Annotated in this window: 22 protein-coding genes; 19 read left to right on the top strand and 3 right to left on the bottom strand. The window is 62.6% G+C overall.

Annotated elements, in window-relative coordinates; all coding sequences use genetic code 11:
- Positions 1–226: 226 nt before the first annotated feature.
- Positions 227–1,000, top strand: coding sequence for a DUF3047 domain-containing protein (locus CDV46_RS18915; RefSeq protein WP_140413422.1), 774 nt, complete (start codon positions 227–229; stop codon positions 998–1,000).
- A gap of 69 nt (positions 1,001–1,069) precedes the next feature.
- Here the strand turns inward: CDV46_RS18915 and CDV46_RS18910 are convergent, their stop codons facing one another.
- Positions 1,070–2,266, bottom strand: a complete 1,197-nt coding sequence (locus tag CDV46_RS18910) for a M20 aminoacylase family protein (RefSeq protein WP_087686352.1) — start codon at positions 2,264–2,266, stop codon at positions 1,070–1,072.
- Between the two features lie 213 nt (positions 2,267–2,479).
- Here CDV46_RS18910 and CDV46_RS18905 point away from each other — a divergent pair, with 213 nt between their 5' ends.
- Together CDV46_RS18905 and CDV46_RS18900 are read left to right on the top strand one after the other, a co-directional pair.
- Positions 2,480–4,555, top strand: coding sequence for a molybdopterin-containing oxidoreductase family protein (locus CDV46_RS18905; protein WP_087724218.1), 2,076 nt, complete (start codon positions 2,480–2,482; stop codon positions 4,553–4,555).
- Positions 4,556–4,785: 230 nt separating this feature from the next.
- On the top strand, positions 4,786–5,850 hold the full coding sequence (locus CDV46_RS18900) for an aminopeptidase (RefSeq protein WP_371328720.1): 1,065 nt from the start codon (positions 4,786–4,788) through the stop codon (positions 5,848–5,850).
- 164 nt (positions 5,851–6,014) lie between these two features.
- Here CDV46_RS18900 and CDV46_RS18895 read toward each other — a convergent pair whose 3' ends face one another.
- Together CDV46_RS18895 and CDV46_RS18890 are read right to left on the bottom strand one after the other, a co-directional pair.
- The gene (locus tag CDV46_RS18895) at positions 6,015–6,494 is read right to left on the bottom strand and encodes a MarR family winged helix-turn-helix transcriptional regulator (RefSeq protein ID WP_058376204.1); all 480 of its coding nucleotides are present in this window, start codon (positions 6,492–6,494) and stop codon (positions 6,015–6,017) included.
- Positions 6,495–6,663: 169 nt separating this feature from the next.
- On the bottom strand, positions 6,664–7,818 hold the full coding sequence (locus CDV46_RS18890; RefSeq protein ID WP_087686355.1) for a porin: 1,155 nt from the start codon (positions 7,816–7,818) through the stop codon (positions 6,664–6,666).
- 318 nt (positions 7,819–8,136) lie between these two features.
- On the opposite strand from CDV46_RS18890, the gene coq7 reads away from it, so the two are divergent.
- The 16 genes from coq7 to ftsZ all read left to right on the top strand — a co-directional run bounded on the left by coq7 (position 8,137) and on the right by ftsZ (position 26,818).
- Complete coding sequence (coq7, locus tag CDV46_RS18885) at positions 8,137–8,835, top strand: 2-polyprenyl-3-methyl-6-methoxy-1,4-benzoquinone monooxygenase (protein WP_087724216.1); 699 nt, start codon at positions 8,137–8,139, stop codon at positions 8,833–8,835.
- Positions 8,836–9,278: 443 nt separating this feature from the next.
- A complete protein-coding gene (gene mraZ, locus CDV46_RS18880) occupies positions 9,279–9,707 on the top strand; it encodes a division/cell wall cluster transcriptional repressor MraZ (RefSeq protein WP_039406026.1) in 429 nt (142 codons plus the stop codon).
- 22 nt (positions 9,708–9,729) lie between these two features.
- The gene (rsmH, locus tag CDV46_RS18875) at positions 9,730–10,683 is read left to right on the top strand and encodes a 16S rRNA (cytosine(1402)-N(4))-methyltransferase RsmH (protein ID WP_087686357.1); all 954 of its coding nucleotides are present in this window, start codon (positions 9,730–9,732) and stop codon (positions 10,681–10,683) included.
- Positions 10,680–11,024: a cell division protein FtsL gene (gene ftsL, locus CDV46_RS18870; protein WP_087686358.1), complete on the top strand. Its 345-nt coding sequence runs from the start codon at positions 10,680–10,682 to the stop codon at positions 11,022–11,024. Before rsmH ends, ftsL begins: the two co-directional genes overlap by 4 nt.
- A complete protein-coding gene (locus CDV46_RS18865; protein ID WP_058376199.1) occupies positions 11,021–12,796 on the top strand; it encodes a peptidoglycan D,D-transpeptidase FtsI family protein in 1,776 nt (591 codons plus the stop codon). Before ftsL ends, CDV46_RS18865 begins: the two co-directional genes overlap by 4 nt.
- 32 nt (positions 12,797–12,828) lie before the next feature.
- On the top strand, positions 12,829–14,367 hold the full coding sequence (locus CDV46_RS18860) for a UDP-N-acetylmuramoyl-L-alanyl-D-glutamate--2,6-diaminopimelate ligase (protein ID WP_087724220.1): 1,539 nt from the start codon (positions 12,829–12,831) through the stop codon (positions 14,365–14,367).
- The gene (locus CDV46_RS18855; protein ID WP_087686359.1) at positions 14,364–15,773 is read left to right on the top strand and encodes a UDP-N-acetylmuramoyl-tripeptide--D-alanyl-D-alanine ligase; all 1,410 of its coding nucleotides are present in this window, start codon (positions 14,364–14,366) and stop codon (positions 15,771–15,773) included. The genes CDV46_RS18860 and CDV46_RS18855 overlap by 4 nt, the downstream gene beginning before the upstream one ends.
- Positions 15,774–15,788: 15 nt before the next feature.
- The gene (mraY, locus tag CDV46_RS18850) at positions 15,789–16,958 is read left to right on the top strand and encodes a phospho-N-acetylmuramoyl-pentapeptide-transferase (RefSeq protein ID WP_058376197.1); all 1,170 of its coding nucleotides are present in this window, start codon (positions 15,789–15,791) and stop codon (positions 16,956–16,958) included.
- 126 nt (positions 16,959–17,084) lie between these two features.
- Positions 17,085–18,608: a UDP-N-acetylmuramoyl-L-alanine--D-glutamate ligase gene (gene murD / locus CDV46_RS18845; RefSeq protein ID WP_087724214.1), complete on the top strand. Its 1,524-nt coding sequence runs from the start codon at positions 17,085–17,087 to the stop codon at positions 18,606–18,608.
- Complete coding sequence (ftsW, locus tag CDV46_RS18840; RefSeq protein ID WP_058376195.1) at positions 18,605–19,873, top strand: putative lipid II flippase FtsW; 1,269 nt, start codon at positions 18,605–18,607, stop codon at positions 19,871–19,873. The genes murD and ftsW overlap by 4 nt, the downstream gene beginning before the upstream one ends.
- Positions 19,870–20,973 (top strand): undecaprenyldiphospho-muramoylpentapeptide beta-N-acetylglucosaminyltransferase, encoded by a 1,104-nt coding sequence (murG, locus tag CDV46_RS18835; protein ID WP_087724212.1) that lies wholly within the window; start codon positions 19,870–19,872, stop codon positions 20,971–20,973. Before ftsW ends, murG begins: the two co-directional genes overlap by 4 nt.
- Before the next feature lies 1 nt (position 20,974).
- Entirely contained in the window at positions 20,975–22,384 is a 1,410-nt protein-coding gene (gene murC, locus CDV46_RS18830; RefSeq protein ID WP_087686361.1) for a UDP-N-acetylmuramate--L-alanine ligase, read from the top strand.
- Between the two features lies 1 nt (position 22,385).
- Positions 22,386–23,369 (top strand): D-alanine--D-alanine ligase, encoded by a 984-nt coding sequence (locus tag CDV46_RS18825; protein ID WP_084656438.1) that lies wholly within the window; start codon positions 22,386–22,388, stop codon positions 23,367–23,369.
- 50 nt (positions 23,370–23,419) lie between these two features.
- A complete protein-coding gene (locus CDV46_RS18820; protein ID WP_058376192.1) occupies positions 23,420–24,256 on the top strand; it encodes a cell division protein FtsQ/DivIB in 837 nt (278 codons plus the stop codon).
- Between the two features lie 22 nt (positions 24,257–24,278).
- Complete coding sequence (gene ftsA / locus CDV46_RS18815; RefSeq protein ID WP_010806905.1) at positions 24,279–25,511, top strand: cell division protein FtsA; 1,233 nt, start codon at positions 24,279–24,281, stop codon at positions 25,509–25,511.
- A gap of 116 nt (positions 25,512–25,627) precedes the next feature.
- Positions 25,628–26,818 (top strand): cell division protein FtsZ, encoded by a 1,191-nt coding sequence (gene ftsZ / locus CDV46_RS18810; protein ID WP_058376191.1) that lies wholly within the window; start codon positions 25,628–25,630, stop codon positions 26,816–26,818.
- The last annotated feature ends 14 nt before the right edge of the window (positions 26,819–26,832 follow it).

Genomic DNA, 26,832 nt, shown 5'->3' with positions numbered 1-26,832 from the left:
CGCGGACGGAATTCCATAACGTCGTGCGTGAGTGTTACGCCTCCTCACAAACCAAAATGTGTTGCATCAGTGTCGTGAAGTGAAACTTCGGATGGATCGACATCGGTTTCTCGCTTAGGATTCGATCACGGGGTTAGTCGTGGTTCGGGGAGTGAAACCAGTGGTAGATGATGATCGACGTAAGCGCCATGCAACGTGGCGTAGATGGACTTTGGTTGGTGGCGCAGTGGGTATTGCAATCATGATCGCTGGATGCGCCACGCATCAGGCCGTCAGTGATACGGTCGCGACAACGACGCCCGCACGAAGTGACGACATCGCCCCCCTTTCCGCTGCGGTGAACGCCGATGGTCTTCCGCCTCACTGGGAGACCTATCTCGTGACGCACAACAAGCGTCGTACGAACTACGAGCAGGCGCTTGATGCGAACGGCATTGCCGTGATTCGCGCAAAGGTCGACGAATCCGCGTCAGGCATCGCTCAGAAACTGGATATTCCCATCTATCCCGGCGCCAAGTTGAATTGGCGATGGCGTGCGGATGAAATGCCGGCCACCGCCGATATCCGCACGAAACGATACGATGATGCACCTGTGCGGATCGCACTCGCTTTCGACGGGGATCCGGCGAAACTCACTGTGCAAGACCATTTGCATCGTGAACTGGCGCGCCTGGTGAGCGGACGCGAGTTGCCGTATGCAACGCTGATGTACACATGGGGCGACGGGAAGTTCGCACAGGATGAGGTGGTTCGAAATCCCTACACCGCACGCATCCGCGCGATCGTAGTTCAGCGAGGCACTGACGGGCTCGGACAATGGCAATCGTATTCGCGTGATATCGCAAAGGATTACGAGAAGGCATTCGGCGAACCGCCGGGGCGACTGATCGGCATCGCTATCATGAGCGATGGCGACAATACGCAATCGAAATTCACCGCGTGGTATGGCGATATTCGATTGGATACGGATGGTATTCCTACCACCACCGCGGCAAAGTAGTTTCAATCGACGCAAAAAAGCCGGCTATTGCCGGCTTTTTTGTCGAATAGCGTGTCAACGTGCCAGTGATTACTGATCGCGCCCGAAGTAGGTTTCGACCAGCTTCACCCAGTAGGTCCCGCCCAGCGGCAGCAAGTCGTCGTTGAAATCGTAGCTGGCGTTGTGCAGATTGCAGGGGCCAAGGCCGTGACCGGTATCGCGGTGCGTACCGTCGCCATTACCGATAAAGACATAGGCACCCGGCTTTTCCAGCAGCATGAACGAGAAATCTTCCGCGCCCATCGTCGGCTCGACTTTATCGTTCACGTTTTCATCACCCACGACCTCGCGCATCACGTCGGCGCACAAAGCAGCCATTGCCGGATCATTGATCGTCGGCGGGTAATTACGCTGGAATTCAATCTCGGCCGAGCAGCCCATGCCTTTGGCCACAAACTCCGAAATTTCGCGCAAACGCGATTCGATAAGGTCCAGAACTTCCAGCGAGAACGTGCGGATCGTACCGCCCAGCCATGCCGTGTCCGGCACCACGTTCGTGGTATCACCCGCGTGAATCTGCGTGATCGACAGCACCGAGGCGTCGATCGGGCGCTTGTTGCGCGTGATGATGCTTTGGAGCGCCTGAGCAACTTGCACCGCGGCAATGACGGGGTCGATGCCGGCGTTCGGGATGCCCGCATGCGTACCCTTGCCGCGCAGCGTGATCTTGAATTCGTTGCTCGAGGCCATCATCGGCCCCGGTGTGACAGCAAATGTGCCTGTGGGTACACCCGGCCAGTTATGCATACCGAAGACGGCTTGCATCGGGAAGCGTTCGAACAGGCCGTCCTTGATCATTTCGCGCGCACCGCCGCCGCCTTCCTCTGCCGGTTGGAAGATCAGGTACACCGTGCCGTCGAAGTTCCGATGTTTTTGGAGGTACTGCGCCGCAGCCAGCAACATGGCGGTGTGGCCGTCGTGGCCGCAGGCGTGCATCTTGCCTTCGTGCTTCGACGCATGCTCAAAGGTGTTGGCTTCTTTGATCGGCAGGGCATCCATGTCGGCGCGCAGACCGATCGCACGGTCGCTGCTGCCGTTCTTGATGACGCCGACAAGACCCGTGGTCCCAAGTCCGCGATGAATGGGGATGCCCCACTTCGTCAGCGTTTCGGCCACCACGTCGGAGGTGCGTTTTTCTTCAAAACACAGTTCCGGATGCGCGTGAATGTCACGTCGAATGGTCTGAATTTCGCCGCGAGCGGCATCGATTTCGGGAATAAGCTTCATGACGGGGATTTCCTGCGTACGCAATGGCTCATCTTACCCCTAAAGGCAGGGTCTGGCATCTCGATAGGAATCGCCCGAGCGGCAGCACAGACGTGTCTGGAAAATGCGGCTCTGCCGCGCCAGGCGGGGCGAAGCGCCAGCGAACGTAATACAATAACGCCAGCGTCGCACCCCTGCCAGACGCAGCATTTCGGTAGAGAGAGGAGTAGTTTCATGACGTCCAATGTTCACGTCGTTCGGGCCGCTTGCCCGCATGACTGCCCCGACACGTGCGCACTTCACGTGACGGTGGAGAATGGCGTCGCGATCAAGGTTCAGGGCGACCCTGACCATCCGACAACCAAGGGCGTGCTCTGCACGAAAGTCTCTCGCTATACAGAGCGTACTTATCACCCCGACCGCCTGTTGCATCCGCTGAAACGTGTGGGGCCGAAGGGCGCCGGCAAGTTTGTGCAGGTGAGCTGGGATCAGGCGCTCGACGAGATCGCGGCTCGCCTGACGGAGATTGCCGCGCGCGATCCCGAAGCGATCCTGCCGTATAGCTACGCCGGCACGATGGGGTTTGTGCAGGGCGAGACCATGGCGGCCCGCTTTTTCAACAAGCTTGGTGCGTCCGATCTCGATCGCACGATATGTGCGAGTGCGGGTGCCGCCGGTCTGCGTTACACCTATGGCGCGGGCGTCGGGATGCACGTCGAACATTTTGTCGACAGCAAGCTGATTCTCATTTGGGGAAGCAACCCGATTACGTCGAGCGTGCACTTCTGGGCGATCGCGCAGGAGGCCAAGCGGCGCGGCGCGAAGTTGATCGCGATCGATCCGTATCGCTCGCTCACCGCAGAGAAATGTCATCAGCACATTGCGCTGCTGCCCGGCACGGATGCGGCGCTGGCGCTTGGCATGATGCATGTGCTGATTGCCGAGGATCTCGTTGATCACGAGTACATCGCGCAACACACGGTCGGGTACGCCCAATTGAAGGAACGGGCGCAGCGCTATACGCCCGCGCGCGTCGCCGAGATTTGCGGCATCAGTGAAGAGACGGTCATTACGTTGGCGCGAGAGTATGCCGGCGCCAAACCTGCGGCGATTCGACTGAACTACGGCATGCAGCGCGCCAAGGGGGGCGGTCAGGCAACGCGTGCTGTCGCGTGCCTCCCGGCGCTCATCGGCGCGTGGCGGGACCCGGCCGGCGGCATGCTGATGTCGACTTCGGGTTTTGCCCCCGTCGACGGGCACGCCCAGACCCGTCCGGACCTTCGCCCAGTGCCGGACAAGGTGCCGCGCCTGGTAAACATGAGCGCCATCGGCGACGCGCTGTGTCATCCGGGTGACGCGTCGTTCGGACCGAAGATCGAGGCGCTCGTGGTCTACAACAGCAACCCGGTGGCCGTGGCCCCCGAGTCGAGCAAGGTGGCGTCGGGTTTTGGTCGAGAGGATCTGTTCACTGTGGTGCTGGAACACTTCCAGACCGACACGGCTGACTACGCGGACTTCGTCCTGCCGGCGACGACGCAGCTTGAGCATCTGGATATCCACAAGGCCTATGGCCACACCTATCTGCTCGCGAACAATCCTGCGATCGCGCCGTTGGGTGAAACGAAACCGAATTCCGAGATATTCCGCTTGCTCGCGCAACGGATGGGGTGGCAGGAGCCATGCTTCTCAGATTCGGATGACCAACTGGCGGAGCAGTCGATTCGATGGGCCGACCCGCGTATGGCCGGCACCGATTGGGAGACGCTGAAGCGCGACGGTTGGGTGCGTTACGACTTGCCCGAGGCGCCGTTTGCCAATGGCGGGTTCTTTACGCCGTCTGGCAAATGCGAGTTCTATTCCGAACGCATGGTGCAGGAAGGGTTCGATCCGCTGCCGGATTGGGTGCCGCCGTACGAATCCGTCGCGAGTAACCCGACGTTGGCGGCACGCTATCCACTGGCGATGATTTCGCCGCCTGCGCGCAACTTCCTCAACTCGAGTTTCGTCAACGTGGACAGTCTGCGTTCGTCCGTTGGCGAGCCGACCCTCGATATTCACCCGGCAGACGCTGCGCCGCGTGGGATCTCGGATGGTGCAGGTGTACGCATCTTCAACGATCGCGGCACCCTGAACGCCAAAGCGCGGGTGACGGAAAAAGCCCGCGAGGGCGTGGTTGTCGGGCTGTCGATCTGGTGGAAGAAGCTGGCCCCGGATGGCAAGAACGCTAACGAAGTCACGAGCCAGCAACTCACGGATCTCGGGCGTGCGCCAACGTTCTATGACTGCCTTGTCGACGTCGCCCCGGCCTGAGCGGACGGAAATATCGGACTGAAGTACCGACGACCGCGAGACGAAAGCAGGCAACGGCGACGAGAGGCCGCCAGTTGCCCGCGACCGCCAGCCGACAGCTGACTCTGGTGCCTAGGAGCCTTTACGCGCTCCGGTGAACATCCTTGCTCATGGAGCTTCTCATGTCGACCTGGTCTGCGAAGCCTTACCCGATCGGTTTGCGGCGCCTCAAAGCCCTGGCGGCGTGGGTAATGTTGCTCGCCGTTAGCGGGTGCAGTCAGGTTGGCTACTATGCGCAGTCGATCAACGGGCATTTCACGATGCTGCACGAGGCGAAACCGGTCGATGATTTGCTTGCGGACCCCTCGCTGGACCCTCGTCTGCGGGTGCGTCTTGCCGAGGCGGAGCAGATTCGTGGCTACGCCGTGACGGCGCTGGGTGAGCCCGACAATGGCAGCTATCGCAGCTATGCCGATATCAAGCGGCCGTTCGTCGTCTATAACGTGTTCGCTGCGCCGGCGCTCTCGCTAAAGCTGCACGAGTCGTGTTTGCTGGTTGTCGGATGCGTCGAATATCGCGGGTATTACTCCCGGGAGTCGGCCGAGGCTTATGCCGCCGAATTACACCGCGACGGATGGGAAACCTTCGTGGCAGGGATTCCCGCGTATTCGACACTTGGGTACTTCGATGATCCGTTGCTCAGCACCTTTATCTACCTGCCGCGCGCCGAAGTCGCCCGCATGATCTTCCATGAGCTGGCGCATCAGATTCTGTTTGTCCGTGGCGATACGACGTTCAATGAATCGTTTGCGGTGACGGTAGAAACGGTCGGCGTGCAGCGGTGGCTGACGGCGCATCCGGATGCGGCGATCGAGTATGAGCGGTATGACGCGTATCGGCGGCAGTTCCGCGATCTGGTCGAAGGCTACCGGAAGCAGTTGGAAGCGCTCTACAACGGGGCGGACAGTGATGAGCAGAAGGCGGCACAGAAGGAGATCCTGTTCACCCACATGCGCGCCGATTATGCGGCGCTCAAAGTGTCATGGGGCGGATACAGAGGGTTCGATCTCTGGTTCGCAAGTGATCTAAATAACGCGAAGATCGGATCATTCGCTACTTACAACCAGTGGGTGCCAGCATTCATGGCGCTGCTCGCGCAAGAGGGCAACGATTTGCCCAAGTTCTATGCCGCAGTGAAAGCGTTGTCGAAGCGCAAAGCGTCCGACCGTGATGCGGTGCTTGCCGCACTAGACGAAACACCGGCGGCCGCCGCCGCGCGGGCGACCTTGAACGCACGAGAACATGCGGCCAAGTAGCGGAAGCGATTGAGTTTTGCGGTGGCCCGCGTCATGTCCGATGCCCCTCTTCGGGGAGCTTCGCGTCGAACAGGTCAGTTTTTTAGTGTCCTCGCGACGCCCCTTGGCAGGCCGGGCCTTTAAAAACCACCGCCCGATGTCTTGTCGGGATATCGGCCTAAGCGTCAGGCAATCACCGCCTTCAAATCCCCCAGCAACGCATATAGCTGACGCTGCCTGTCTTCAGGCAATCGGCCTAGCCGTTGCTCGATCCATTCCTCGTGTGCGCGAGCCATGTTCGAAAACGCCTTCTTGCCACGCGGCGTGAGCTTGATCAGGAAGGCGCGCCGGTCGTTGACGACGGTCTCACGCGTCACCCAGCCCTCCTTTTCCAATTGATCGGTGATGCCGGTGACGTTGCCGCCGGTGACCATCATGCGCTTGCTGAGCTCTCCCATCTTCAGCCCCTCGGGATGGCGATCGAGCTGTGCCAGCAGATCGAAGCGCGGCAAGGTGCAATCGAAATCCTGGCGTAGCCGCGACCGGATGTCGGTTTCGATCATGTTGGCGCAGGTGAGCAGCCGCAGCCAGAGACGCAAGGCGTCGTGCTCGCGATCATTGGCTCGCGTTTCGAGATCGAGAGAGTCGGAATCGGCGAGGCTCATGGGAGGCGCAATGAAATTTACAGTATGGAAATTTTAGGTTTGAAATAAACGCCGGGTCAAGCCGGGATTCCGTGGGGCGTTGGTCTGGAAACAACGCGCGTGCAATAAAAAAAGGGCACCCGAAGGTGCCCTTTCGTCAAACAAAGACTAAGTGACGAAAACTGTCAGCTTAGAACTTGTGACGGATGCCGCTCGTAACTGCGAACTGGTTCGAGTTGTTCGAGAAGCCCAGGCCGTTCATCGACGCGCCGCCAGGAGCATCGCTGCTGGCGTGTTGGTACAGACCAACCAGGTACAGGTCCGTACGCTTCGACAGGAAGTAGTCCGTGCCGATGGTGGCTTGCGTGTACTTCGGCGACACGTTCGTGCCGACGTTGTTCAGCGTCGACCACGTGTACGTCACAGCAGCGCCCAGTTGCAGAGCCGGGGTCAGCATGTACTTGCCGTTCAGTTCGACGTTGTCGAACTTCCAGCTGCCGCCACCAACGTACGTGTACGAGCTGTGGCCATACACCAGACCGACCGTTGCCGGACCGAAGGCGTACGACAGACCGGCTGCGCCGATCCATGCCTTGTCGCTGACAGCAGCACCGCCCAGGTTCATCGGCGTGTTGACGTCACCTGCGGTCAGAACACCGCTGGTGTTCGTGCCCGGCGAGGCGATGTACAAGTAGCCAGCGCCGAACGACAGCGGGCCGTTAGCGTAGCCAGCACCGAACGAATACGCACGGTTGTTAGCGAAGCCCGAACCAGCCGTACCGTTGTTGGCCGAGTTCGAGAAGCCGTACATACCGCCTGCGCTGAAGCCAGCGTAGTTGATCGACGTGTACTTGACAGTGTTGTTCACGCGGAACGAGTTGTTCAAGTTGTCGTTATCGAACGGGTGGGCGCCTGCGAACGTGCCCCACTGGCTACCGACTGCGAACGGACCAACGAAGTCCACCACGGAGTCGTACTGACGACCGATGGTCAACGTACCAGCCGTTGCGCTGCTCAGGCCGACGTATGCTTGACGACCGAATTCACGGCTGCCTTGGCCCAGCGTACCGTTGCCCAGGTTGAAGCCGTTTTCCAACACGAAGATAGCCTTCAGGCCACCACCGAGGTCCTCAGCGCCCTTCAGGCCCCAACGCGAACCTTGCAGGTTGCCGTTGGCGAACTGGAAGTTCTTCGAAGTGGTGCCCGTGCCGGCCAAGTTGCCGCCCGAACGGCTGACGTATTGAACGCCAGCGTCGATGATACCGTACAGGGTCACGCTGCTTTGTGCGTGAGCAGCGCCAGCGAATGCGCCGAGCACACCCAGAGCGAGAAGCGACTTTTTCATTGAGTGATCTCCAAAGGATTGTGAGATTTGTTTAACAAGGTCACTAGTGATAACGTCCTTGCTAATCAACTTCGCGAGAAGTTGGACGTAATGTAACAAATTCAATGTGGGCGGCAAAGGAAAAGGCCGGTTTTGCGCGGGTTTGCGGCGACCTTTGTTTCGTTTACGCAACAGCCCGGAAACCGGCTTCTGGCGCGGGTTACGCGCGTTTGCTCCCGCGCAAGGCACGTCTGGCAAAGGGGCGTATGATCCCCGGCAGGCGCGGTGGAATCGTCCTGAATTCCACATTGTGAAAGATTGAAGTGAGTTGAAAGCAAGATGTTCTCTGACAGCCTGATCTCCGAACTTGACCGTGGCCTGCGAGCAATCGTGGGTGTCACGCAAGCCTCCCGGCCGACTCCCGTCCCCGCAAAAGTGACCGCCCGGTCGACCCAAGTCGGTGGGGCGGCTGGCGCGACCGATGGTGCGTCAGCTTCTTCCCCGGAAGGTGCCGACGATGCGTTGAGCCCGCAGGAGCGTCGGCATGTCGCAGGTCTCATGCGCGTGAATCATGTGGGCGAGGTTTGCGCGCAGGCGCTCTATCAGGCACAGAAACTGGCGACCAAGCGGCCCGAATTGCGTAAGGCTTTCGAGCATGCCGGCAAAGAGGAGGAGGATCACCTCGCATGGACGGCACACCGGCTGACCGAACTGGGCTCCCGGCCTAGTCTGCTCAACCCGCTCTGGTATGCCGGTGCGTTCGCGATCGGTTTTGTTGCCGGCAAGTGCGGCGACAACGTCAGCCTCGGTTTCATGTCCGAGACCGAACGTCAGGTCGAACACCATCTCGATACCCATCTGGATGAGCTGCCGGCGCACGATCTGCGCTCGCGGGCCATCGTCGATCAGATGCGCCTCGATGAGATCGAACACGGCCAGGCGGCGCGTGATGCCGGTGGTATTGAGTTGCCAGCGCCAGTGCAGCGCGTCATGCGCGCCGCCGCCAAGGTCATGACGACGACGGCCTACTATATATAGAGCACTCGAAAACGCACTTCGTCAGCGCACTGCGATCGCCTCAGGCACACCCTCTCTTCTCGTGTCGTTCTCCCCTCGCGTAGCCCGTGTCATGCGCCATTTGGCAGGCCGCCAAATGGCGTGAGCGCGCACTACCCGGTATCGACAGCGTTGGCGGGCCTCGCACGAGGCCGGGTCATAAGTTTGAGGTTCCACTTTCACTATCGCAGTTATGTCATTAATTTTTCTGACAAAAATTCGTTTGGCTGCTTGAGGAAAGTGCGCTAAGTCATTGTTCTGCCTAACAAATCCCCTTCGAAAAACCGGCGAAACGCTTGACCGGCCAAACACTCTCCTCTAAAGTGGGAAATAGTGTGAGAAAGTGTATTTTTGTGTGGCGTTAGGCACGAAATCTTTCTCTCTCGGCATGACGGACAGGCGGTCGAAACCTCACGGGAGCGCACGTGTTTCAGGGAGCCTCGGCACTTTCACTGGATGCAAAGGGACGGATGTCGATTCCGGCCCGGCATCGTGACGTGCTGCAAGGCGAGGCCGAAGGCAAGGTCACGATCACGAAGCACCCCGATGGTTGTCTGCTGCTGTTTCCGCGTCCCGAATGGGAGATCTTCCGCGGCAAGATCGCCGCACTGCCGATGGATGCGCACTGGTGGCGCCGTATTTTCCTGGGCAACGCCGCTGACGTCGAGATGGATTCGGCGGGGCGTGTCCTGGTAGCGCCGGAATTGCGTGCCGCCGCAGGCATGGACAAGGAAGTCATGCTGCTGGGCATGGGCAGTCACTTTGAACTCTGGGATGCCGCGACTTACGCCGCCAAGGAACAGGCAGCGATGGCGCAGGGTATGCCGGAAGCACTGAAAAACTTCACTTTTTGATTGATCAGGTGGTCCGACGAGCATGGCGCACGCGGTGGAAACGGTAATGCAGCACCGCACGGTCCTGCTGGATGAGGCCGTGGACGCCCTGCTGTGGCGCGACGAAGGCGTATACGTCGACGGAACGTTCGGGCGGGGCGGGCACAGTCGCAGACTTCTCGAGCGACTGGGGGCCCAGGGGAGGCTGATCGCATTCGACAAGGATCCCCAAGCGATCGCGGAGGCGGCAAAGATTGCCGATCCGCGATTTTCGATTGAGCACGACAGCTTTGCGACGCTGCGTGACGGGCTCGCCCGTCGCGGTGTCGACAAGGTGTCGGGCGTCTTGCTGGACCTGGGCGTGTCGTCGCCGCAGTTCGACGACCCCGCGCGCGGCTTCAGCTTTCGGTTCGACGGGCCGCTCGACATGCGCATGGACACCACGCGCGGCGAGTCGGCCGCCGAGTGGCTGGCCCGGGCAACGCTGGAAGAAATGACGGAGGTCATCAAGGACTATGGGGAAGAACGGTTTGCTTTTCAGATTGCAAAGGCGCTTGTTGCTCGCCGGGCAAACGCCGATCACCTCGGTCCACTCGTCAGCACTCGCGAGCTTGCCGAGATCGTGGCTGGCGCCGTCAAGACCCGTGAGAAAGGCAAGGACCCGGCAACACGCACCTTTCAGGCTATACGGATTCACGTCAATCAAGAGCTTGCGGATCTCGAGATAGCACTTGAAGCGGCGGCCGATGTCCTCGAAACCGGAGGCAGACTCGTGGTGATCAGCTTTCATTCGCTGGAAGACCGCATCGTGAAGCGCTTCATGCAAGCGCGCACGAGCGCGCCGGTGGTGGATCGCCGCGTGCCTTTGCGCGCCCACGAAATTCCCGAGCCGCCGTTCAAAGCCCATCGCAAGAGCAAGCCTTCCGCCGCCGAGGTGGAAGCGAACCCGCGTGCGCGCTCGGCGATCATGCGGGTCATGGAGCGGGTGTCGACATGAGCCGGCTCAACATCCTCCTGCTCGCGCTGCTCATCGGCTGCGCGCTGTCGCTGATCAATGCGCAATATCGTGCGCGCGGGACGTTCGTCGAACTGAACCGCGAGCAGGCGCTCGAGCATCAGTTGTTGCAGGACTGGGACCGTCTCCAATATGAACAGAGCGCGCAGAGCAAGAGCGCGCGCATCGAGAACGTGGCGCGCAGCGACCTGAAGATGCAGGCCGTCTCCCCAGGCCGCACGCAATATCTGTCGGCCCCGGCCGGCGGGACGGGCGCGATGGTCGACGTGCCGGTGCCGACCGCGAGCGCCGCGTCGGCCCCTGCCAGCGGAGGCAAGCGATGATCCGCCGCAAAGACGCCAAGGCCAAGACGAAGGATGTGCAGTTCTCTGCCAGCCCCGTGCTGTCCGTGCGTCTGCCGATGTGGCGCTCGAAGATGCTCGTCTTCGTGATCTTCGGCGCGTTTGCCGCACTGGCTGCACGCGCCTTCTGGATTCAGGGCCCGGGCAACGCCTTCTATCAACGTCAGGGCGAGAGCCGTTACGAACGCACACTGGAGATGTCCGCCACGCGCGGCAAAGTGTTCGACCGTAACGGGCAGGTGCTCGCGACGAGCTTGCCGGTCAAGGCCATCTGGGCCATTCCCGAAGACGTGCCTGAAGATGTCTCCACCGATCAGGTGCGCAAGCTCGCGCGTCTGCTGGAGATGGGCGAGCCCGATCTGCGCCGCAAACTCAATCAGGAAAAGAGCTTCGTCTATGTGAAGCGCCAAGTGCTGCCGGACGTCGCCAAGCAAGTGTCCGATCTGGACATTCCGGGGATCTATCAGCGCAAGGAATACAAGCGTTTCTATCCGGAAGGCGAAATCGCGGCGCACATCGTCGGCTTCACCAACGTGGAAGACGTCGGGCAGGAAGGCGTCGAGCTGTCGATGCAGAAGGACCTCGCCGCCACGCCGGGCAGCCGCCGCGTGATCAAGGACCGGCTGGGCCGCGTGGTCGAAGATCTGGACATCCTCGCGCAGCCGCGCGACGGCCACGACATCACGCTCTCGATCGACAGCAAGATTCAGTTCCTCGCCTACAGCGAGTTGAAGGACGCCATCGAGCGCACCGGTGCAAAAGCGGGTAGTGCGGTCGTGCTCGACGTGCGCACGGGCGAAGTGCTCGCGCTGGTCAACCTGCCGACGTACAACCCGAACAACCGCACGAACCTGACCGGCGCCCAGTTGCGCAACCGCGTGATCACCGACACGTTCGAGCCGGGCTCGATCATGAAGCCGATCACCGTGGCGGCGGCTATCGAAAACGGCTACGTGAAGCCGATGACGACGGTGATGACCACCGGCCGCGCCAACTTCTTCGGCGCAACGATCACGGACACGCGCGACTACGGGTTGCTCACCGTGCAGGGCGTGATCCAGCATTCGAGCAACATCGGCACCGCGAAAATCGCCCTGCAAATGAAGTCGCAGGAAATGTGGGACATGTTTACTAGTGTGGGTCTCGGTCAGGCGCCGAAGATCGGCTTCCCCGGCGCGGTGGCGGGACGTCTGCGTCCGGCCAAGAGCTGGCGCCCGATCGAACAGGCGACGATGGGCTACGGTTACGGCTTGTCGGCCTCGCTGATTCAACTTGCGCGTGCCTACACCGTGTTCGCACACGACGGCGAATTGCTGCCGATCTCGATCTACAAGACCGACGGCAGCACCGTCAAGGGCACGCCGGTGATCTCGCCCGCCACGGCCCGCGAAGTTCGCAAGATGCTTGAAATGGTCACGTCGCCGGGCGGTACCGCCACGCGCGCGCAGGTCATCGGCTACCGCGTCGGCGGCAAGACGGGGACGGCCTACAAGCAATCGGGCAAGGGTTACGACAAGAGTAAATACCGCGCATCGTTTGTCGGCATGGCGCCGATGTCCGAGCCGCGCATCATTGTGGCCGTGACGCTGGACGAGCCGGGCCGTGGTGCTCACTACGGCGGCGTGGCTGCCGGTCCGGCGTTTGCCGCGATCGTGGGTGGCACGCTGCGCTCGCTCAATGTGGTGCCGGATTCGCCGGTAACGAAGCTCGTGGTGAGCGACGCCGTGGAGGAGAGCGAGCCATGGGCACCGTAAACCCCACCCCCGCCACCCCCGTCACGCTGGCGATGATCGCCAACGCCACTGAGCGCGCCACGCTGGCGCAGGCTTGGGATTGGCTGCGCCGCACGGTGCCGGCCGGTGCTATCTTGCATGCCGACAGCCGTCGCGTCGGGCCGGGCGATGTGTTTGTCGCCTATGCGGTCAAGGGCGCCGACAGCCGTGGTTTCATCGCCGATGCGGTGGAACGTGGCGCTGCGGCGGTGCTGTGGCAGAGCGACGATTTCACGTGGCCGTCAGGCGTTGCCAATCTGGGCAATGTGCCGCAGTTCGGCGTGCCGCGACTTGACTGGCTGGCGGGTCCGCTGGCATCGCTGTGGTACGGCGAGCCGAGCGTCGGCATGACGATGCTGGGCGTCACGGGCACCAACGGCAAGACGTCGTGCAGCCAATGGCTCGCGCAGTTGCTGACGAAGGCGGGCACGCGCAGTGCGGTCATCGGCACGTTGGGCAGCGGCTTCCCCGGTCATTTGACGGTCACCGGCTTCACGACACCCGACGCCGTGCAGTTGCAGCGCAGTCTTGCCGATCTGCGCGCACAAGGCGCGGCGGCGCTCGCGATGGAAGTCTCGTCGCACGGTCTCTATCAGGGGCGTGTGAACGGCGTGGCCTTCGACGTCGCCGTGTTCACCAATCTGACGCAAGACCATCTGGACTATCACGGCACGATGGCCGAGTACGAAGCGGCCAAAACGCGCCTGTTCGACTGGCCGGGTCTGAAGTCTGCGGTGATCAATCGCGACGATGCGATGGGCCAGCGCCTGCTCGCACGTCTGAAAGGCAAGACGCCGGTCTACGAATACGGGCTGCATGGTGACGCGACGTCGGCGCACGGCAATACCGTGCTGCGCGCCGAAGACATTCGCGCGACGACCATCGGTACGCGCTTCACGCTGCATATCGACGGTCATAGCCAGCAGATCACGGTGCCGCTGATCGGTGAATTCAATATCAGCAATGCGCTGGCCGTGCTGGGCGCTGCGCTCGCCGCCGGTGTGCCGCAGGATGCCGCGATTGCGGCACTCGCCTCGCTGACGCCGGTGTCCGGACGCATGGAACAGATCGGTCAGCCGGGGCAGCCGCTCGTGGTGATCGATTACGCGCACACGCCCGACGCGCTCGACAAGACGCTCGCAGCCCTGCGCCCGGTGGCGGATGCTCGCGGCGGCAAGCTTGTCTGCGTGTTCGGCTGCGGTGGCGATCGCGACGCGGGCAAGCGTCCGCAAATGGGCGCGGTGGCCGAGCGTCTGGCCGATGCGATCGTCCTCACGAGTGACAACCCGCGCAGCGAAGTGCCTGCCGAGATCATGGCGCAGATTGCTGCCGGTCTTGCGCAGCCCGACGCCGCGCGCCGCATCGAAGACCGCGCGAGCGCGATTCTGCAAGCCGTGCGCGGCGCGCAAGCCGCCGACGTGGTGCTGATTGCGGGCAAAGGGCACGAAAGTACACAGGAAATCATGGGCAAGAAAAAGCCGTTCTCCGATCAGGAGCACGCGCGTCTGGCACTTGCAGCGCGTGCAACGGCCGTGCGCGGAGGTGGCGAATGAGCATGTGGCAACTGAGCGATGCGCAGGCCGCCGTGACCGATGCCCAAGTGCTGGGTTCGGACGCGACGGCATTTGCCCGCATCGTTACCGACAGCCGCTCGGTGCAGCCGGGCGATTTGTTCGTGGCGCTCAAGGGCGAGCGCTTCGATGCGCACGACTTCCTCGCCGACGTGGTGCGCGCTGGCGCATCCGCTGTGGTGGCATCGCGCGTACCGGACGGTTTCGAGGCGCCGGCATTGCTCGTGCCCGATACACGTATCGCGCTGGGCGAATTGGCAGCCGCGTGGCGTCGACGCTTCGCGATTCCGGTCGTGGCCGTGACGGGCAGCAACGGCAAGACGACGGTCAAGGAAATGATCTCGGCGATCTTCGCCGAGGCGGTCGGTGTCGAAGCTCGACTGGCGACGGCGGGCAACTTCAACAACGACATCGGTTTGCCGCTCACGCTGTTTCGCCTCAAGGACAGCGACAAGCTCGCCGTGCTTGAACTGGGCATGAATCACCCGGGCGAGACGGCCTATCTGGCGCGCATTGCGCAGCCGACGGTGGCCGTCATCAACAACGCACAGCGCGAGCATCAGGAATTCATGGTGAGCGTGGCCGCCGTGGCCGAAGAGCACTCGGCCGTGCTGGCGGCGCTGCCGGCCGATGGCGTTGCCGTCTTCCCGGCGGAAAGCGAATTCGCGCCGATGTGGCGGGAGATTGCCGACGCACCCGGCACCAAGCGCCGCGTGCTCGACTTCGCGCTCGATGCGCGCGCGGCCGTGTCCGGCCGCTATGACGTGGCCACTCGCGTGCTGCGCGTGGCGTCGTCCGCTGGTGAATTTACGGTGAAGCTGCCGCTGCTCGGCGAGCACAACGCCCGCAACGCGCTGGCCGCGATCGCGTGCGCGCTCGGCGCGCATGTCGATATTGGTTCGATCGTGCGGGCACTCGAAGCGTTTTCTGCCGTCAAAGGCCGACTTAACGTGTCGACGCTCTCGAAGGGGCCGCTCGCCGGCGTCACGCTGATCGACGACACCTATAATGCGAACCCCGATTCGGTTCGGGCCGCCATCGACGTACTCGCTCAAACCCCTGCGCCGCGCGTGCTGGTGCTGGGCGATATGGGTGAAGTGGGCGACAACGGTCCCGAGTTTCATCGGGAAGTGGGTGAATACGCGGCACAACGCGGCATCGATGTGTTGATGACGCTGGGTGAACAAACGCAGGACACAGTTACGGCATTCGGCGACGGCGGCGAGCATTTCGCGGACGTCGCACCGCTGGTGGCGGCACTGAACGCGACGCTGAGTGCGCCGGCGACGGTGCTGGTTAAAGGATCCCGCTTCATGCGGATGGAGCGCGTGCTGGAAACACTGCGCGCTACGAGTGAAACCGGGGGCGGCGACGCCCCGGCCAAGTAAAAAAGGATTGATGGAATGTTGCTGACGTTGGCGCAATGGCTGCAAGCGGATGCGAGCTATTTGCGCGTGTTCAACTACCTGACGTTTCGGGCCGTGATGGCAAGCCTCACGGCGCTGGTGATCGGGCTCTCGTTCGGGCCGATGGTCATCCGCAAGCTCGCCGAAATGAAGGTGGGTCAGGCCGTGCGTACCGATGGCCCGCAGACACACCTGATCAAGTCGGGTACGCCCACGATGGGCGGGGTGCTGATTCTGATCGGCATTACCGTCGCGACGCTGCTCTGGGCGGATCTGAGCAACCGTTTCATCTGGATCGTGCTGATGGTTACGCTGGGCTTCGGCATCATCGGCTGGATCGACGATTACCGGAAGGTGGTGTTCAAGGACCCGCGCGGCATGTCGTCGCGCGAGAAGTATTTCTGGCAATCGATCATCGGCTTGTTCGCCGCCATTTATCTGGCGTTCTCGGTGTCCGAGACGAGCAACCTGAAGGTTTTCGAGCTGTTCATCAGCTGGGTACGTAACGGCTTCCCGCTTGATTTGCCGCCGAAGGCCGACTTCATCGTGCCGTTCTTCAAGACGATGAGCTACCCGCTGGGCGTGTTTGGATTTATTGCGCTCACGTACTTTGTCATCGTCGGCTCGTCCAACGCCGTTAACCTCACCGACGGTCTCGATGGTCTGGTGATCATGCCAGTGGTGCTGGTCGGTGCGGCGCTCGGCGTGTTCGCCTATGTGATGGGCAACGTCGTCTACTCGAAGTACCTGCTGTTCCCGCATATTCCGGGCGCAGGCGAGTTGCTCGTGTTCTGTTCCGCGATGTCGGGGGCCGGGCTCGCGTTCCTATGGTTCAACACCCACCCGGCGCAGGTCTTCATGGGCGACGTGGGCGCGCTGGCACTCGGCGGCGCTCTCGGCACCGTGGCCGTGATCGTGCGTCAGGAAGTCGTGCTGTTCGTGATGGGCGGCGTGTTCGTGGCGGAAACCCTGTCGGTGATGCTGCAAGTCACGTGGTTCAAGTACACGAAACGACGGTTCGGTGAAGGGCGGCGCATTTTCAAGATGGCACCGCTGCACCACCACTTCGAGCTGTCGGGCTGGAAAGAAACGCAGGTCGTGGTGCGCTTCTGGATCATCACGCTGATGCTGGTACTGATCGGCTTGTCGACGCTAAAGCTGCGCTAAGGCGGTATCAAGACGCAAAAAGTCGTAAAGCGCTAAAGGTAGGGCCGCTCACGCCGATAGTGGGAGATCGGCGGCAAAGAAGCGATGCATTCGTAGGTTGTTTGAATCGATAAAAGGAAGAGCGACGTGTTTGGCGAGAAGTTTGGTGAATCCTGGCAACCGCGTGTCCTGATCCTGGGTCTGGGAGAGTCCGGCCTGGCGATGGCACGTTGGTGCGCGCGTTACGGCTGCCGCGTCCGTGCGGCAGACACGCGCGCGTTGCCGCCGAGCGCACCGAACGTCGCCACGCTGCACGCCGAAGCCCCGCAGGCCGAGTTTGTCGGCGGCGCATTTGCCGATCGCATCGACCCGTTGCTCGACGATATCGAGCTGATCGGCATCAGCCCCGGTCTCTCGCCGCTCGCGTCCGATGTGACCGCGCTGCTGGCCGAGGCCGCCGAGCGCGGCATTCCCGTGTGGGGCGAAATTGAATTCTTCGCGCAGGCGCTGCGCCATATGCAGGCGACCAGCGGCTACGCTCCGAAGTTGCTCGCGATCACCGGCACGAACGGCAAGACCACGACAACGAGTCTGACCGGTTTGCTGTGCCGTCGCGCCGGCAAGCGTACGGCCGTGGCGGGCAACATCAGCCCGTCCGCACTCGATCGTCTGACCGAGTGCATCGCCGACGCAACGCTGCCCGACGTCTGGGTGCTCGAACTCTCCAGCTTCCAGCTCGAGACCACGCACTCGCTCGCTCCGGACGCAGCGACCATTCTCAATATCACGCAAGACCATCTGGACTGGCACGGCGACATGGATTCGTACGTTGCCGCCAAGGCCCGCATCTTCGGGCCGCAGACCGTTCGCGTGCTCAATCGCGACGATTCGCGCGTGATCGCCATGGCGTCGCCCGAGGCGAATGTCGTGACGTTCGGCACGTCGGCGCCCGATGCCGTGGGCGATTTCGGTCTGGAGATGGAAGGCGGCATGTGGTGGCTGGTGGAGGGCATCACGCGCGACGATGCGCCGCCCGCGCCGAAGCGCCGTAAGGCGAACGCCGAGCAGGCCGTCGTCGAAGTGTTCGGCAAGCGTCTGATGCCGGCCGATGCGCTGCGCATCCGGGGCCAGCACAACGCGTCGAACGCGTTGGCGGCGCTGGCACTCGCCCGTGCGATCGACCTGCCGATGGCCAAGCTGCTGCATGGCCTGCGCGAATACCCGGGTGAGCCGCATCGCGTGCAACTCGTGGCCAGCATCAACGAAGTCGAGTACTACGACGACAGCAAGGGCACCAACGTCGGTGCCACGGTCGCCGCGATCACCGGTCTGGAAAAGAAGCTGGTGCTGATTTTGGGCGGCGAAGGCAAGGGGCAGGACTTCTCGCCATTGGCCAACCCGGTCGCGCACCATGCACGCGCCGTGTTTCTGATTGGCCGCGACGCCGGTTTGCTGCGCGAAGCGCTGACCGACACGGGCGTCGATCTGATCGACGCGCCGACGCTCGAAGACGCCACGCGCGAAGCCGCCAAGCTGGCCCAGCCGGGCGACGCAGTGGTGCTCTCGCCGGCGTGCGCGAGCTTCGACATGTTCCGCAACTACGAGCATCGTGCGCAGGTATTTCGCGACACCGTCATTGATCTGGCCGCCGACGCGGGGGTGATGCTATGAATCGTCTCAAGTCGTTCTTCAGCAAGAAGCGTCAGGCGGGGTTTGCCGGCGCGGGTACGGCCACGGCACCGGGCGCGGCAACCACGGCGGCGAGCCGCACGCTGGGCAGCATCAAGCCCACGCGCTCGCGCATGCTCGAATACGATCACGCCCTCGTGTGGGTGGTGATTACGCTGCTCTCGCTCGGTCTGGTGATGGTGTACTCGGCATCGGTCGCACTGCCCGATTCGCCCAAGTACAACGGCTACTCGACGTATCACTTTCTCGGCCGCCACATCGTGTCGCTCACGATCGGGCTGACGGCGGCCGTCATCACCTTCCGCATTCCGGTCAAGACACTCGACAAGCTCGCGCCCAAGGTCTTCCTGCTCGCGTTGCTGCTGCTCATCATCGTGCTGATTCCACACGTGGGTAAGGGCGTGAACGGCTCGAAGCGCTGGATTCCGTTTGGTGTGTTGAACCTCCAGCCGTCGGAAATCATGAAGCTCGCGGTGACGCTGTACGCCGCGAACTACACCGTGCGAAAGCAGGAATTCATGCAGAGCTTCGGCAAGGGCTTCCTGCCGATGGGCATTGCCGTGGTGTTCGTGGGCCTGTTGCTGCTGCTCGAACCGGACATGGGCGCGTTCATGGTGGTGGCCGCTATCGCCATGGGCATTCTCTTCCTCGGTGGCGTGAACGGCCGCCTGTTCGGCGGTCTGGCGCTCACGGCGGTCGGCACGTTTGCCATGCTGATCTGGCTCTCGCCATGGCGTCGCGAACGGATCTTCGCGTATCTCGACCCGTGGCGCGAAGACTACGCGCTCGGCAAGGCCTATCAGTTGACGCACTCGCTCATCGCGTTCGGTCGCGGCGAATGGACTGGCGTGGGGCTGGGCGGCAGCATCGAAAAACTGCACTACCTGCCGGAAGCGCATACCGACTTCATCCTCGCCGTGATCGGTGAGGAGTTCGGCTTCGTGGGCGTGCTGGTGGTGATCCTGCTCTTTTACTGGCTGGTGCGCCGCGCGTTTGAAATCGGCCGTCAGGCACTGGCCCTCGAACGCACGTTCGCCGGCTTGCTGGCCAAGGGCGTGGGCGTGTGGCTGGGTGCGCAGACCTTTATCAACATGGGCGTGAATCTGGGCCTGCTGCCGACCAAGGGGCTCACGTTGCCGCTGGTCAGTTACGGCGGCTCGGGCATCTTGCTCAACTGTGTGGCCGTGGCGATTTTGCTGCGGGTGGATTACGAGAACCGCGTGCTGATGCGGGGAGGAAAAGTATGACCGAGCGCGCTACCGCGATGCCGGCACCGGAGACGAAGACACGCACGCTGCTGGTCATGGCCGGCGGCACGGGCGGTCACGTCTTTCCGGGCCTCGCGGTTGCCAATTTTTTGCGCGTGCAGGGCTGGCGCGTGGTGTGGCTCGGCAATCCGAACGGCATGGAAGCGACGCTCGTGCCGAAGTACGACATTCCGATGGAGTTCGTGAAGTTCGGCGGGCTGCGCGGCAAAGGTCTGATGACCAAGCTGTTGCTGCCGCTGAACCTGCTGCGTGCGTTCGGGCAAAGCTTCGCGGCGGTGCGTCGCGCCAAGCCGAACGTGGTGCTCGGCATGGGCGGTTACATCACGTTCCCGGCGGGCATGATGGCGTCGCTGCTGGGTCGCCCGCTGGTGCTGCACGAACAGAACTCGGTGGCGGGGCTGGCGAACAAAGTGCTCGCGCGCGTGGCAGACAAGGTGCTGCTGGCGTTCCCCGACACGATCGAGCGCGGCGAGTGGGTCGGTAACCCGATTCGCGCCGATTTCGACGACATGGCACCGCCGGCCGAGCGTTACGGTGCCCGTACCGGCCCGCTGCGCATTCTGGTGGTGGGCGGAAGTCTGGGCGCGACGGTGCTCAACGAGATCGTGCCGAAGGCGCTGGCCAAGCTGCCGCGCGAGACGCGCCCGCAGGTCACGCATCAGGCCGGCGTTAAACATATTCAGACGTTGCAGGCGAATTACGCCGCAGCGGGGGTGACGGTCGAAGCGCTGCCGTTCATCGACAACATGGTCGAGGCCTACGCCGCAGCGGATCTGGTGATCTGCCGGGCGGGCGCGATGACGGTGGCCGAAGTGGCCGCCGCCGGGGTGGCGGCGCTGTTCGTGCCGTTCCCGCACGCGGTCGACGATCACCAGACGACCAATGCGCGTTTCCTCGCCGATAAGGGTGCGGCAACGCTGATCGATCAGCGCGAGCTGTCGGTCGAGACCCTGGCCGAGTGGTTGCGCCGTCAGACGCGCGAATCGCTGCTCGCGATGGGAGAGAAAGCCAGGGCGCTCGCCAAGCCGGACGCCACCGAACAAGTGGCGCGCGTGTGCGCGTCCCTGGCCAAGGATTGAAATGAAACACATCGTCAAACACATTCACTTTGTCGGCATCGGCGGCTCGGGTATGAGCGGCATTGCCGAAGTGCTGCTTAACCTGGGGTATCAGGTCAGCGGCTCCGATCTCGGCGACAACGCCGTGACGCAGCGCCTCGTGGCGCTTGGCGCACGCGTCGCCCGTGGCCATACGGCCGGGAACATCGACGGCGCGGATGCCATCGTGGTGTCGACTGCCATCACGGCAGACAACCCCGAAGTGCTCGCGGGCCGTGCCCGTCAGATTCCGATCGTGCCGCGCGCGCTGATGCTCGCGGAACTCATGCGGCTGAAGCAGGGCATCGCCATTGCCGGCACGCACGGCAAGACCACGACGACGAGTCTGGTGGCCAGCGTGCTGGGACAAGGCGGGCTCGATCCGACCTTTGTGATCGGCGGCCGCCTGAACAGCGCGGGTGCCAACGCCAAGCTCGGCACGGGCGACTTCATCGTGGTCGAGGCCGACGAGTCGGACGCCTCGTTCCTGAATCTGAATCCGGTCATCGAAGTCATCACGAACATCGATGCGGATCACATGGATACGTACGGGCACGACTTCGCACGGCTGAAGCAGTCGTTCGTGGCCTTCACGCAGCGCCTGCCGTTCTACGGGATCGCGGTGCTGTGCGTGGACGATTCGAACGTGCGCGAAATTCTGCCGTTCGTCTCGAAGCCGATCGTGCGCTACGGCTTGTCGGAAGACGCGCAGGTGCGCGCCATCAACGTGCGCGCTGATGCGGGCCGCATGTGCTTCACCGTGCTTCGCACTTTCGGCGACGGTGCACCGCCGCTGGATATCACGCTGAATCTGCCGGGCGAGCACAACGTGCGCAACGCGCTGGCGGCGATTGCGATTGCGACCGAACTCGAAGTGCCCGACGCCGCGATTCAACAGGCGCTGGCCGAATTCAACGGCGTCGGCCGCCGTTTCCAGCGCTACGGCGAAATCGCACTGCCGCAAGCGAACGGTGGCGGCTCGTTCACGCTGATTGACGACTATGGTCATCACCCGGTCGAGATGGCGGCGACGCTCGCTGCCGCCCGGGGTGCGTTTCCGGGGCGTCGCATCGTGCTGGCATTCCAGCCGCATCGTTACACGCGCACGCGCGACTGCTTCGAAGACTTCGTGAAAGTGTTGTCCGAAGCCGATGCCGTGGTCCTCGGCGAAGTCTATTCGGCGGGCGAAGCGCCCATCGTGGCCGCCGATGGCCGCGCGCTCGCGCGCGCGTTGCGGGTGGCGGGCAAGGTAGAACCGGTTTTCGTGGAAGACGTCGCGCTGTTGCCCGACGCCATTTCGCAGGTCGCCCGTGCGGGCGACGTTGTCATCACCATGGGTGCCGGCTCGATCGGCGCGGTGCCCGCGAAGTTGCAAGTTCAGCAAGGAGTTTGACGTGAGTGCTTTCGATCCGAAACGTTTTGGCAAAGTTGGCGTCCTGATGGGCGGACGCTCGGCCGAGCGTCAGATCTCGCTGATTTCGGGCAATGGCGTGCTCGAAGCCCTGCGCTCGCGCGGGGTGGATGCCCACGGTTTCGATACCGGCATGCATGACCTGGCCGCGCTGGCCGCGCAGAAGTTCGACCGCGTGTTTATCGCGCTGCACGGCCGCTACGGTGAAGACGGCACGTTGCAGGGCGCGCTCGAACATCTGGGCATTCCGTACACCGGCAGCGGCGTGTTGGCGTCTGCGCTGGCGATGGACAAGGAAATGACCAAGCGCGTGTGGATCAACGAAGGGCTGCCGACGCCGCGCTTCACGATGCTCAACGCCGACAGCGATTTCGACGCCGTGGCGCGCGATCTCGGCCTGCCGCTGATCGTGAAGCCGTCGCGCGAAGGTTCGACCATCGGTTTGACGAAGGTCACCGAGGCATCGCAATTGAAGGCGGCGTTCGAGAAGGCCGTCGCGCTCGATCCCGACGTGCTCGCCGAAGAGTTCATCGACGGGGACGAGCTGACCGTGCCGGTGCTCGGCGTGGGCACCAAGGGTGCTGCCGCAGCGCGTGCGCTGCCGGTGATCCGCATCGTCGCGCCGGACGCGAACTACGACTACCAGAACAAGTATTTCAAGGACGACACCCGCTACGAGTGCCCGCCGCCGTTGTCGGTCTCGTTGCAGGAAGAAGTGCAGCGCATCGTGTTGCGCGCGTACCTGGTGCTGGGTTGCCGTGGCTGGGCGCGTGCCGACGTGATGCTGCGCAAGCGCGACAACAAGCCGTATCTGTTGGAGATCAATACGTCGCCGGGAATGACCGGCCACTCGCTGGTGCCGATTTCGGCGCGGGCGGCGGGCCTGTCGTATGAAGACCTGGTGGTTGAAATTCTGGCAACTGCGACGCTCGATCTGCATCCGAACGCGCAGTGGAAACCTGAGTGACATCTTGAATAACGCGTTGAAGAACGCCCTGATACGGAAAGCGAATCGCCATGTGGCAAAACGTACGCCTGCTCAACGCCATCGCGAGTGCGCTCGTCGCACTCGTCGTGCTGGCGGCGCTCGCGGCGGGCGGCCATTGGCTGATTCAGCGACCGATCTTCACGCTCAAGGCGATTCAGATCGACGGGGATGTGTCGCACATCAACGGGCCGACCTTGCGTGCGAATGCGGTGTCGCGGTTGAAGGGCAACTTCTTCACGATCGATCTGGATGCCACGCGCGCGGCGTTCGAAGCAGTGCCCTGGGTGCGTCATGCGAGCGTGCGTCGGGTATGGCCGAACCAGCTCGCGGTGTCGATCGAGGAGTACAAACCGCTGGCGACGTGGAACGACGGCCGTCTGGTGAGTGTGGACGGCGAACTGTTTGCGGCAAATCTGGCCGAAGCGGAGGACGACGGCAAGTTGCCGGAATTCGCCGGTCCGCCGGGCAGCGAGAAAGATGTGACGGCGCGGTACTACGACTTCGTGAAGTGGTTCGCGCCGCTGAATATGAAACCCGAAGCGATCACGCTGTCGAACCGCTACGCCTGGGGCGTGCGGTTGGCAGGGGGGCTGCAACTGGCGTTGGGACGCGAGCGTACGCCCGAGACCCTCGTTACACGCAGCCGACGTTTTGTGCAGGCGTATCCGCAGGTAGCGGCGCGCTGGGGCAATCAGATCGAGTATGCCGATCTGCGTTACCCGAACGGTTTTGCGGTACGGGCTGCGGGCATGCGTTTCTTGAGCGAAGAGCAGGCCAAGAAACTCGCCGCAGCACCGCCGCAGAAGCGGGATTCGCAAAAGCCGGCAGCGAAGAAGCCTGCCGCCCCGGTGAAGCGAAGCCAGTGAGACTTCAGGACTTACACACGCTATGAGCAAAGATTACAAAGATCTGTTGGTCGCCCTTGATATCGGCACGTCGAAAGTCGTGGCGGTGGTGGCCGAGCTGCGCCCTGAAGGCCGTTATGAAGTGATCGGTCTTGGCCAGAGTGAATCGCGGGGCCTGAAGAAGGGCGTCGTGGTGAACATCGAGGCCACCGTGCAGTCCATTCAGCGCGCGCTTGAAGAAGCCGAGCTGATGGCCGACTGCAAGATCACCAACGTGTTCACGGGCATTGCCGGCAGCCACATCCGCAGCTTCAATTCGAGCGGCATGGTGGCGATCAAGGACAAGGAAGTGACGCAGGCCGATGTGGCGCGCGTCATCGAGACGGCCAAGGCGATCAACATTCCGACCGATCAGCAGGTGCTGCATATCCTCACGCAGGAATTCATCATCGACGGTCAGGAAGACGTGCGCGAGCCGATCGGCATGAGCGGCATCCGTCTCGAGGTGAAGGTGCACATCGTGACCGGCGCCGTGTCGGCCGCACAAAACATCGTGAAGTGCGTGCGCCGCTGCGGTCTCGAAGTGAACGACCTGATTCTGCAACCGCTGGCGTCGAGCATTTCGGTGCTGACCGAAGACGAGAAAGAACTGGGCGTGGTGCTCATCGACATCGGTGGCGGTACGACCGATATCGCGATTTTCAGCGAAGGCGCGATTCGCCATACGGCCGTCATTCCGATCGCCGGTGACCAGATCACGAGCGACATCGCGATGGCCGTGCGCACGCCGACGCCCGACGCGGAAGACATCAAGATTCAGCACGGTATCGCCAAGCAATCGCTGGCCGATCCGGACGAAATGATCGAAGTGCCGGGCCTTGGCGAGCGCGGTCCGCGCACGCTCTCGCGTCAGGCACTGGCGGCCGTGATCGAGCCGCGCGTGGAAGAACTGTTCTCGCTGGTGCAGCAGGTCGTGCGCGAGTCGGGATACGAAGAACTGCTGTCCTCGGGCATCGTCCTCACGGGCGGCGCCGCGATGATGCCGGGCATGGTCGAACTGGGCGAGGACATCTTCCTCAAGCCCGTGCGTATCGGCGTGCCGGAGTACGCAGGCGGCTTGGCCGACGTGGTGCGCAGCCCGCGTTACGCGACCGCGATGGGCCTGCTGCTCGAAGGGCGCTCGCAACGCATGCGCGGCCGCAAGGTCGCCGTGCAATCGGGACAAGCGAACCAGGTGTGGACGCGCATGCGCGACTGGTTCTTCAGCAATTTTTAAGTCGTTTTATTGAGTTGTTTGAGGGGTGTGGATTCGGTGTTGAACCCACGGGCGGCTTACCCGAGCGGCGCGTGATCAGGCAGTGCCGGATCTGTTTTTAATTCACTGGAGGCGCTATGAACTTCGAAATGTTGGAAACGGAAACCAACGGCACCATCATCAAGGTGGTGGGTGTTGGTGGCGCTGGCGGCAATGCCGTCCAGCACATGATCAACCGCGGTGTACAAGGCGTGGAATTCATCGCCATGAACACGGACGCGCAGGCACTGGGCCGCTCGCAGGCCTCCGTCAACATCCAGCTCGGCAAGACCGGTCTGGGCGCTGGCGCGAAGCCGGAGATGGGCCGTGCCGCAGCGGACGAAGCGCGTGAGCGCGTGGCCGATGCCCTGCGCGGTGCGCACATGGTGTTCATTACCGCCGGTATGGGTGGCGGTACGGGCACGGGCGCAGCACCGGTGGTCGCGCAGATCGCCAAGGAGATGGGCATCCTGACGGTGGGTGTGGTCTCCAAGCCGTTCGAGTTCGAAGGTGGCAAGCGCATGCGCGTGGCCGAGACCGGCGCGCAAGAGCTGGAAGACAACGTCGACTCGCTCATCGTGGTGCTCAATGACAAGCTGTTCGAAGTCATGGGCGACGATGCCGAAATGGACAAGTGCTTCCAATGCGCGGATGACGTGCTGCACAACGCCGTGGCCGGTATCGCCGAAATCATCAACGTCGACGGTTTGGTGAACGTCGACTTTGAAGACGTGAAGACGGTGATGGGCGAGCAGGGCAAGGCCATGATGGGCACGGCGACGGTTGCCGGTGTCGATCGTGCGCGTCTGGCCGCCGAGCAAGCCGTGGCAAGCCCGCTGCTGGAAGGCGTGGACCTGTCGGGTGCGCGTGGCGTGCTGGTCAACATCACGGCCTCGCGTTCGCTGCGTCTGTCGGAAACGCGTGAAGTGATGAACACCATCAAGAGCTATGCCGCCGAAGACGCGACCGTGATTTTCGGTACCGTCTACGACGACAAGATGGGTGATGCACTGCGCGTGACCGTGGTCGCAACGGGCCTGGGCCGTGCCGTCGCGAAGAAGGCTGCTGCACCGATGACGCTGCTCAAGACCGGTACCGACAATATGCCGATCGCGACCGGCCATGTGCCGAACGTGGGTCAGGCCAGCGGTACGGACTACGGCGCGCTCGATACGCCGGCCGTGTGGCGCAGCACGCGCGAGACCGCAGCCTCGCACGTTGCCGCATTGCAGGAAAAGGGTGTCGACACGTACGACATTCCGGCCTTCCTGCGCAAGCAAGCCGACTGACAGGGTTGCGCGCG

The sequence above is a fragment of the Pandoraea sp. PE-S2T-3 genome, assembly GCF_002179965.1.
Classification (GTDB): Bacteria; Pseudomonadota; Gammaproteobacteria; order Burkholderiales; family Burkholderiaceae; genus Pandoraea.
Note: the sequence above shows the minus strand (reverse complement) of the source record. Positions and strands in the feature narration are given on the sequence as shown.

What these genes read in the sequence shown, in the direction of transcription:
- ftsW (WP_058376195.1), top strand. Translation starts at nt 18,605, where the DNA reads ATGAATCGTCTCAAGTCGTTCTTCAGCAAGAAGCGTCAGGCGGGGTTT.
- CDV46_RS18820 (WP_058376192.1), top strand. Translation starts at nt 23,420, where the DNA reads ATGTGGCAAAACGTACGCCTGCTCAACGCCATCGCGAGTGCGCTCGTC.
- CDV46_RS18910 (WP_087686352.1), bottom strand. Translation starts at nt 2,266, where the DNA reads ATGAAGCTTATTCCCGAAATCGATGCCGCTCGCGGCGAAATTCAGACC.
- murG (WP_087724212.1), top strand. Translation starts at nt 19,870, where the DNA reads ATGACCGAGCGCGCTACCGCGATGCCGGCACCGGAGACGAAGACACGC.
- CDV46_RS18855 (WP_087686359.1), top strand. Translation starts at nt 14,364, where the DNA reads ATGAGCATGTGGCAACTGAGCGATGCGCAGGCCGCCGTGACCGATGCC.
- CDV46_RS18900 (WP_371328720.1), top strand. Translation starts at nt 4,786, where the DNA reads ATGTTGCTCGCCGTTAGCGGGTGCAGTCAGGTTGGCTACTATGCGCAG.
- CDV46_RS18895 (WP_058376204.1), bottom strand. Translation starts at nt 6,494, where the DNA reads ATGAGCCTCGCCGATTCCGACTCTCTCGATCTCGAAACGCGAGCCAAT.
- mraY (WP_058376197.1), top strand. Translation starts at nt 15,789, where the DNA reads ATGTTGCTGACGTTGGCGCAATGGCTGCAAGCGGATGCGAGCTATTTG.
- murC (WP_087686361.1), top strand. Translation starts at nt 20,975, where the DNA reads ATGAAACACATCGTCAAACACATTCACTTTGTCGGCATCGGCGGCTCG.
- CDV46_RS18890 (WP_087686355.1), bottom strand. Translation starts at nt 7,818, where the DNA reads ATGAAAAAGTCGCTTCTCGCTCTGGGTGTGCTCGGCGCATTCGCTGGC.
- ftsL (WP_087686358.1), top strand. Translation starts at nt 10,680, where the DNA reads ATGAGCCGGCTCAACATCCTCCTGCTCGCGCTGCTCATCGGCTGCGCG.
- ftsZ (WP_058376191.1), top strand. Translation starts at nt 25,628, where the DNA reads ATGAACTTCGAAATGTTGGAAACGGAAACCAACGGCACCATCATCAAG.
- ftsA (WP_010806905.1), top strand. Translation starts at nt 24,279, where the DNA reads ATGAGCAAAGATTACAAAGATCTGTTGGTCGCCCTTGATATCGGCACG.
- coq7 (WP_087724216.1), top strand. Translation starts at nt 8,137, where the DNA reads ATGTTCTCTGACAGCCTGATCTCCGAACTTGACCGTGGCCTGCGAGCA.
- rsmH (WP_087686357.1), top strand. Translation starts at nt 9,730, where the DNA reads ATGGCGCACGCGGTGGAAACGGTAATGCAGCACCGCACGGTCCTGCTG.
- CDV46_RS18860 (WP_087724220.1), top strand. Translation starts at nt 12,829, where the DNA reads ATGATCGCCAACGCCACTGAGCGCGCCACGCTGGCGCAGGCTTGGGAT.
- CDV46_RS18865 (WP_058376199.1), top strand. Translation starts at nt 11,021, where the DNA reads ATGATCCGCCGCAAAGACGCCAAGGCCAAGACGAAGGATGTGCAGTTC.
- CDV46_RS18905 (WP_087724218.1), top strand. Translation starts at nt 2,480, where the DNA reads ATGACGTCCAATGTTCACGTCGTTCGGGCCGCTTGCCCGCATGACTGC.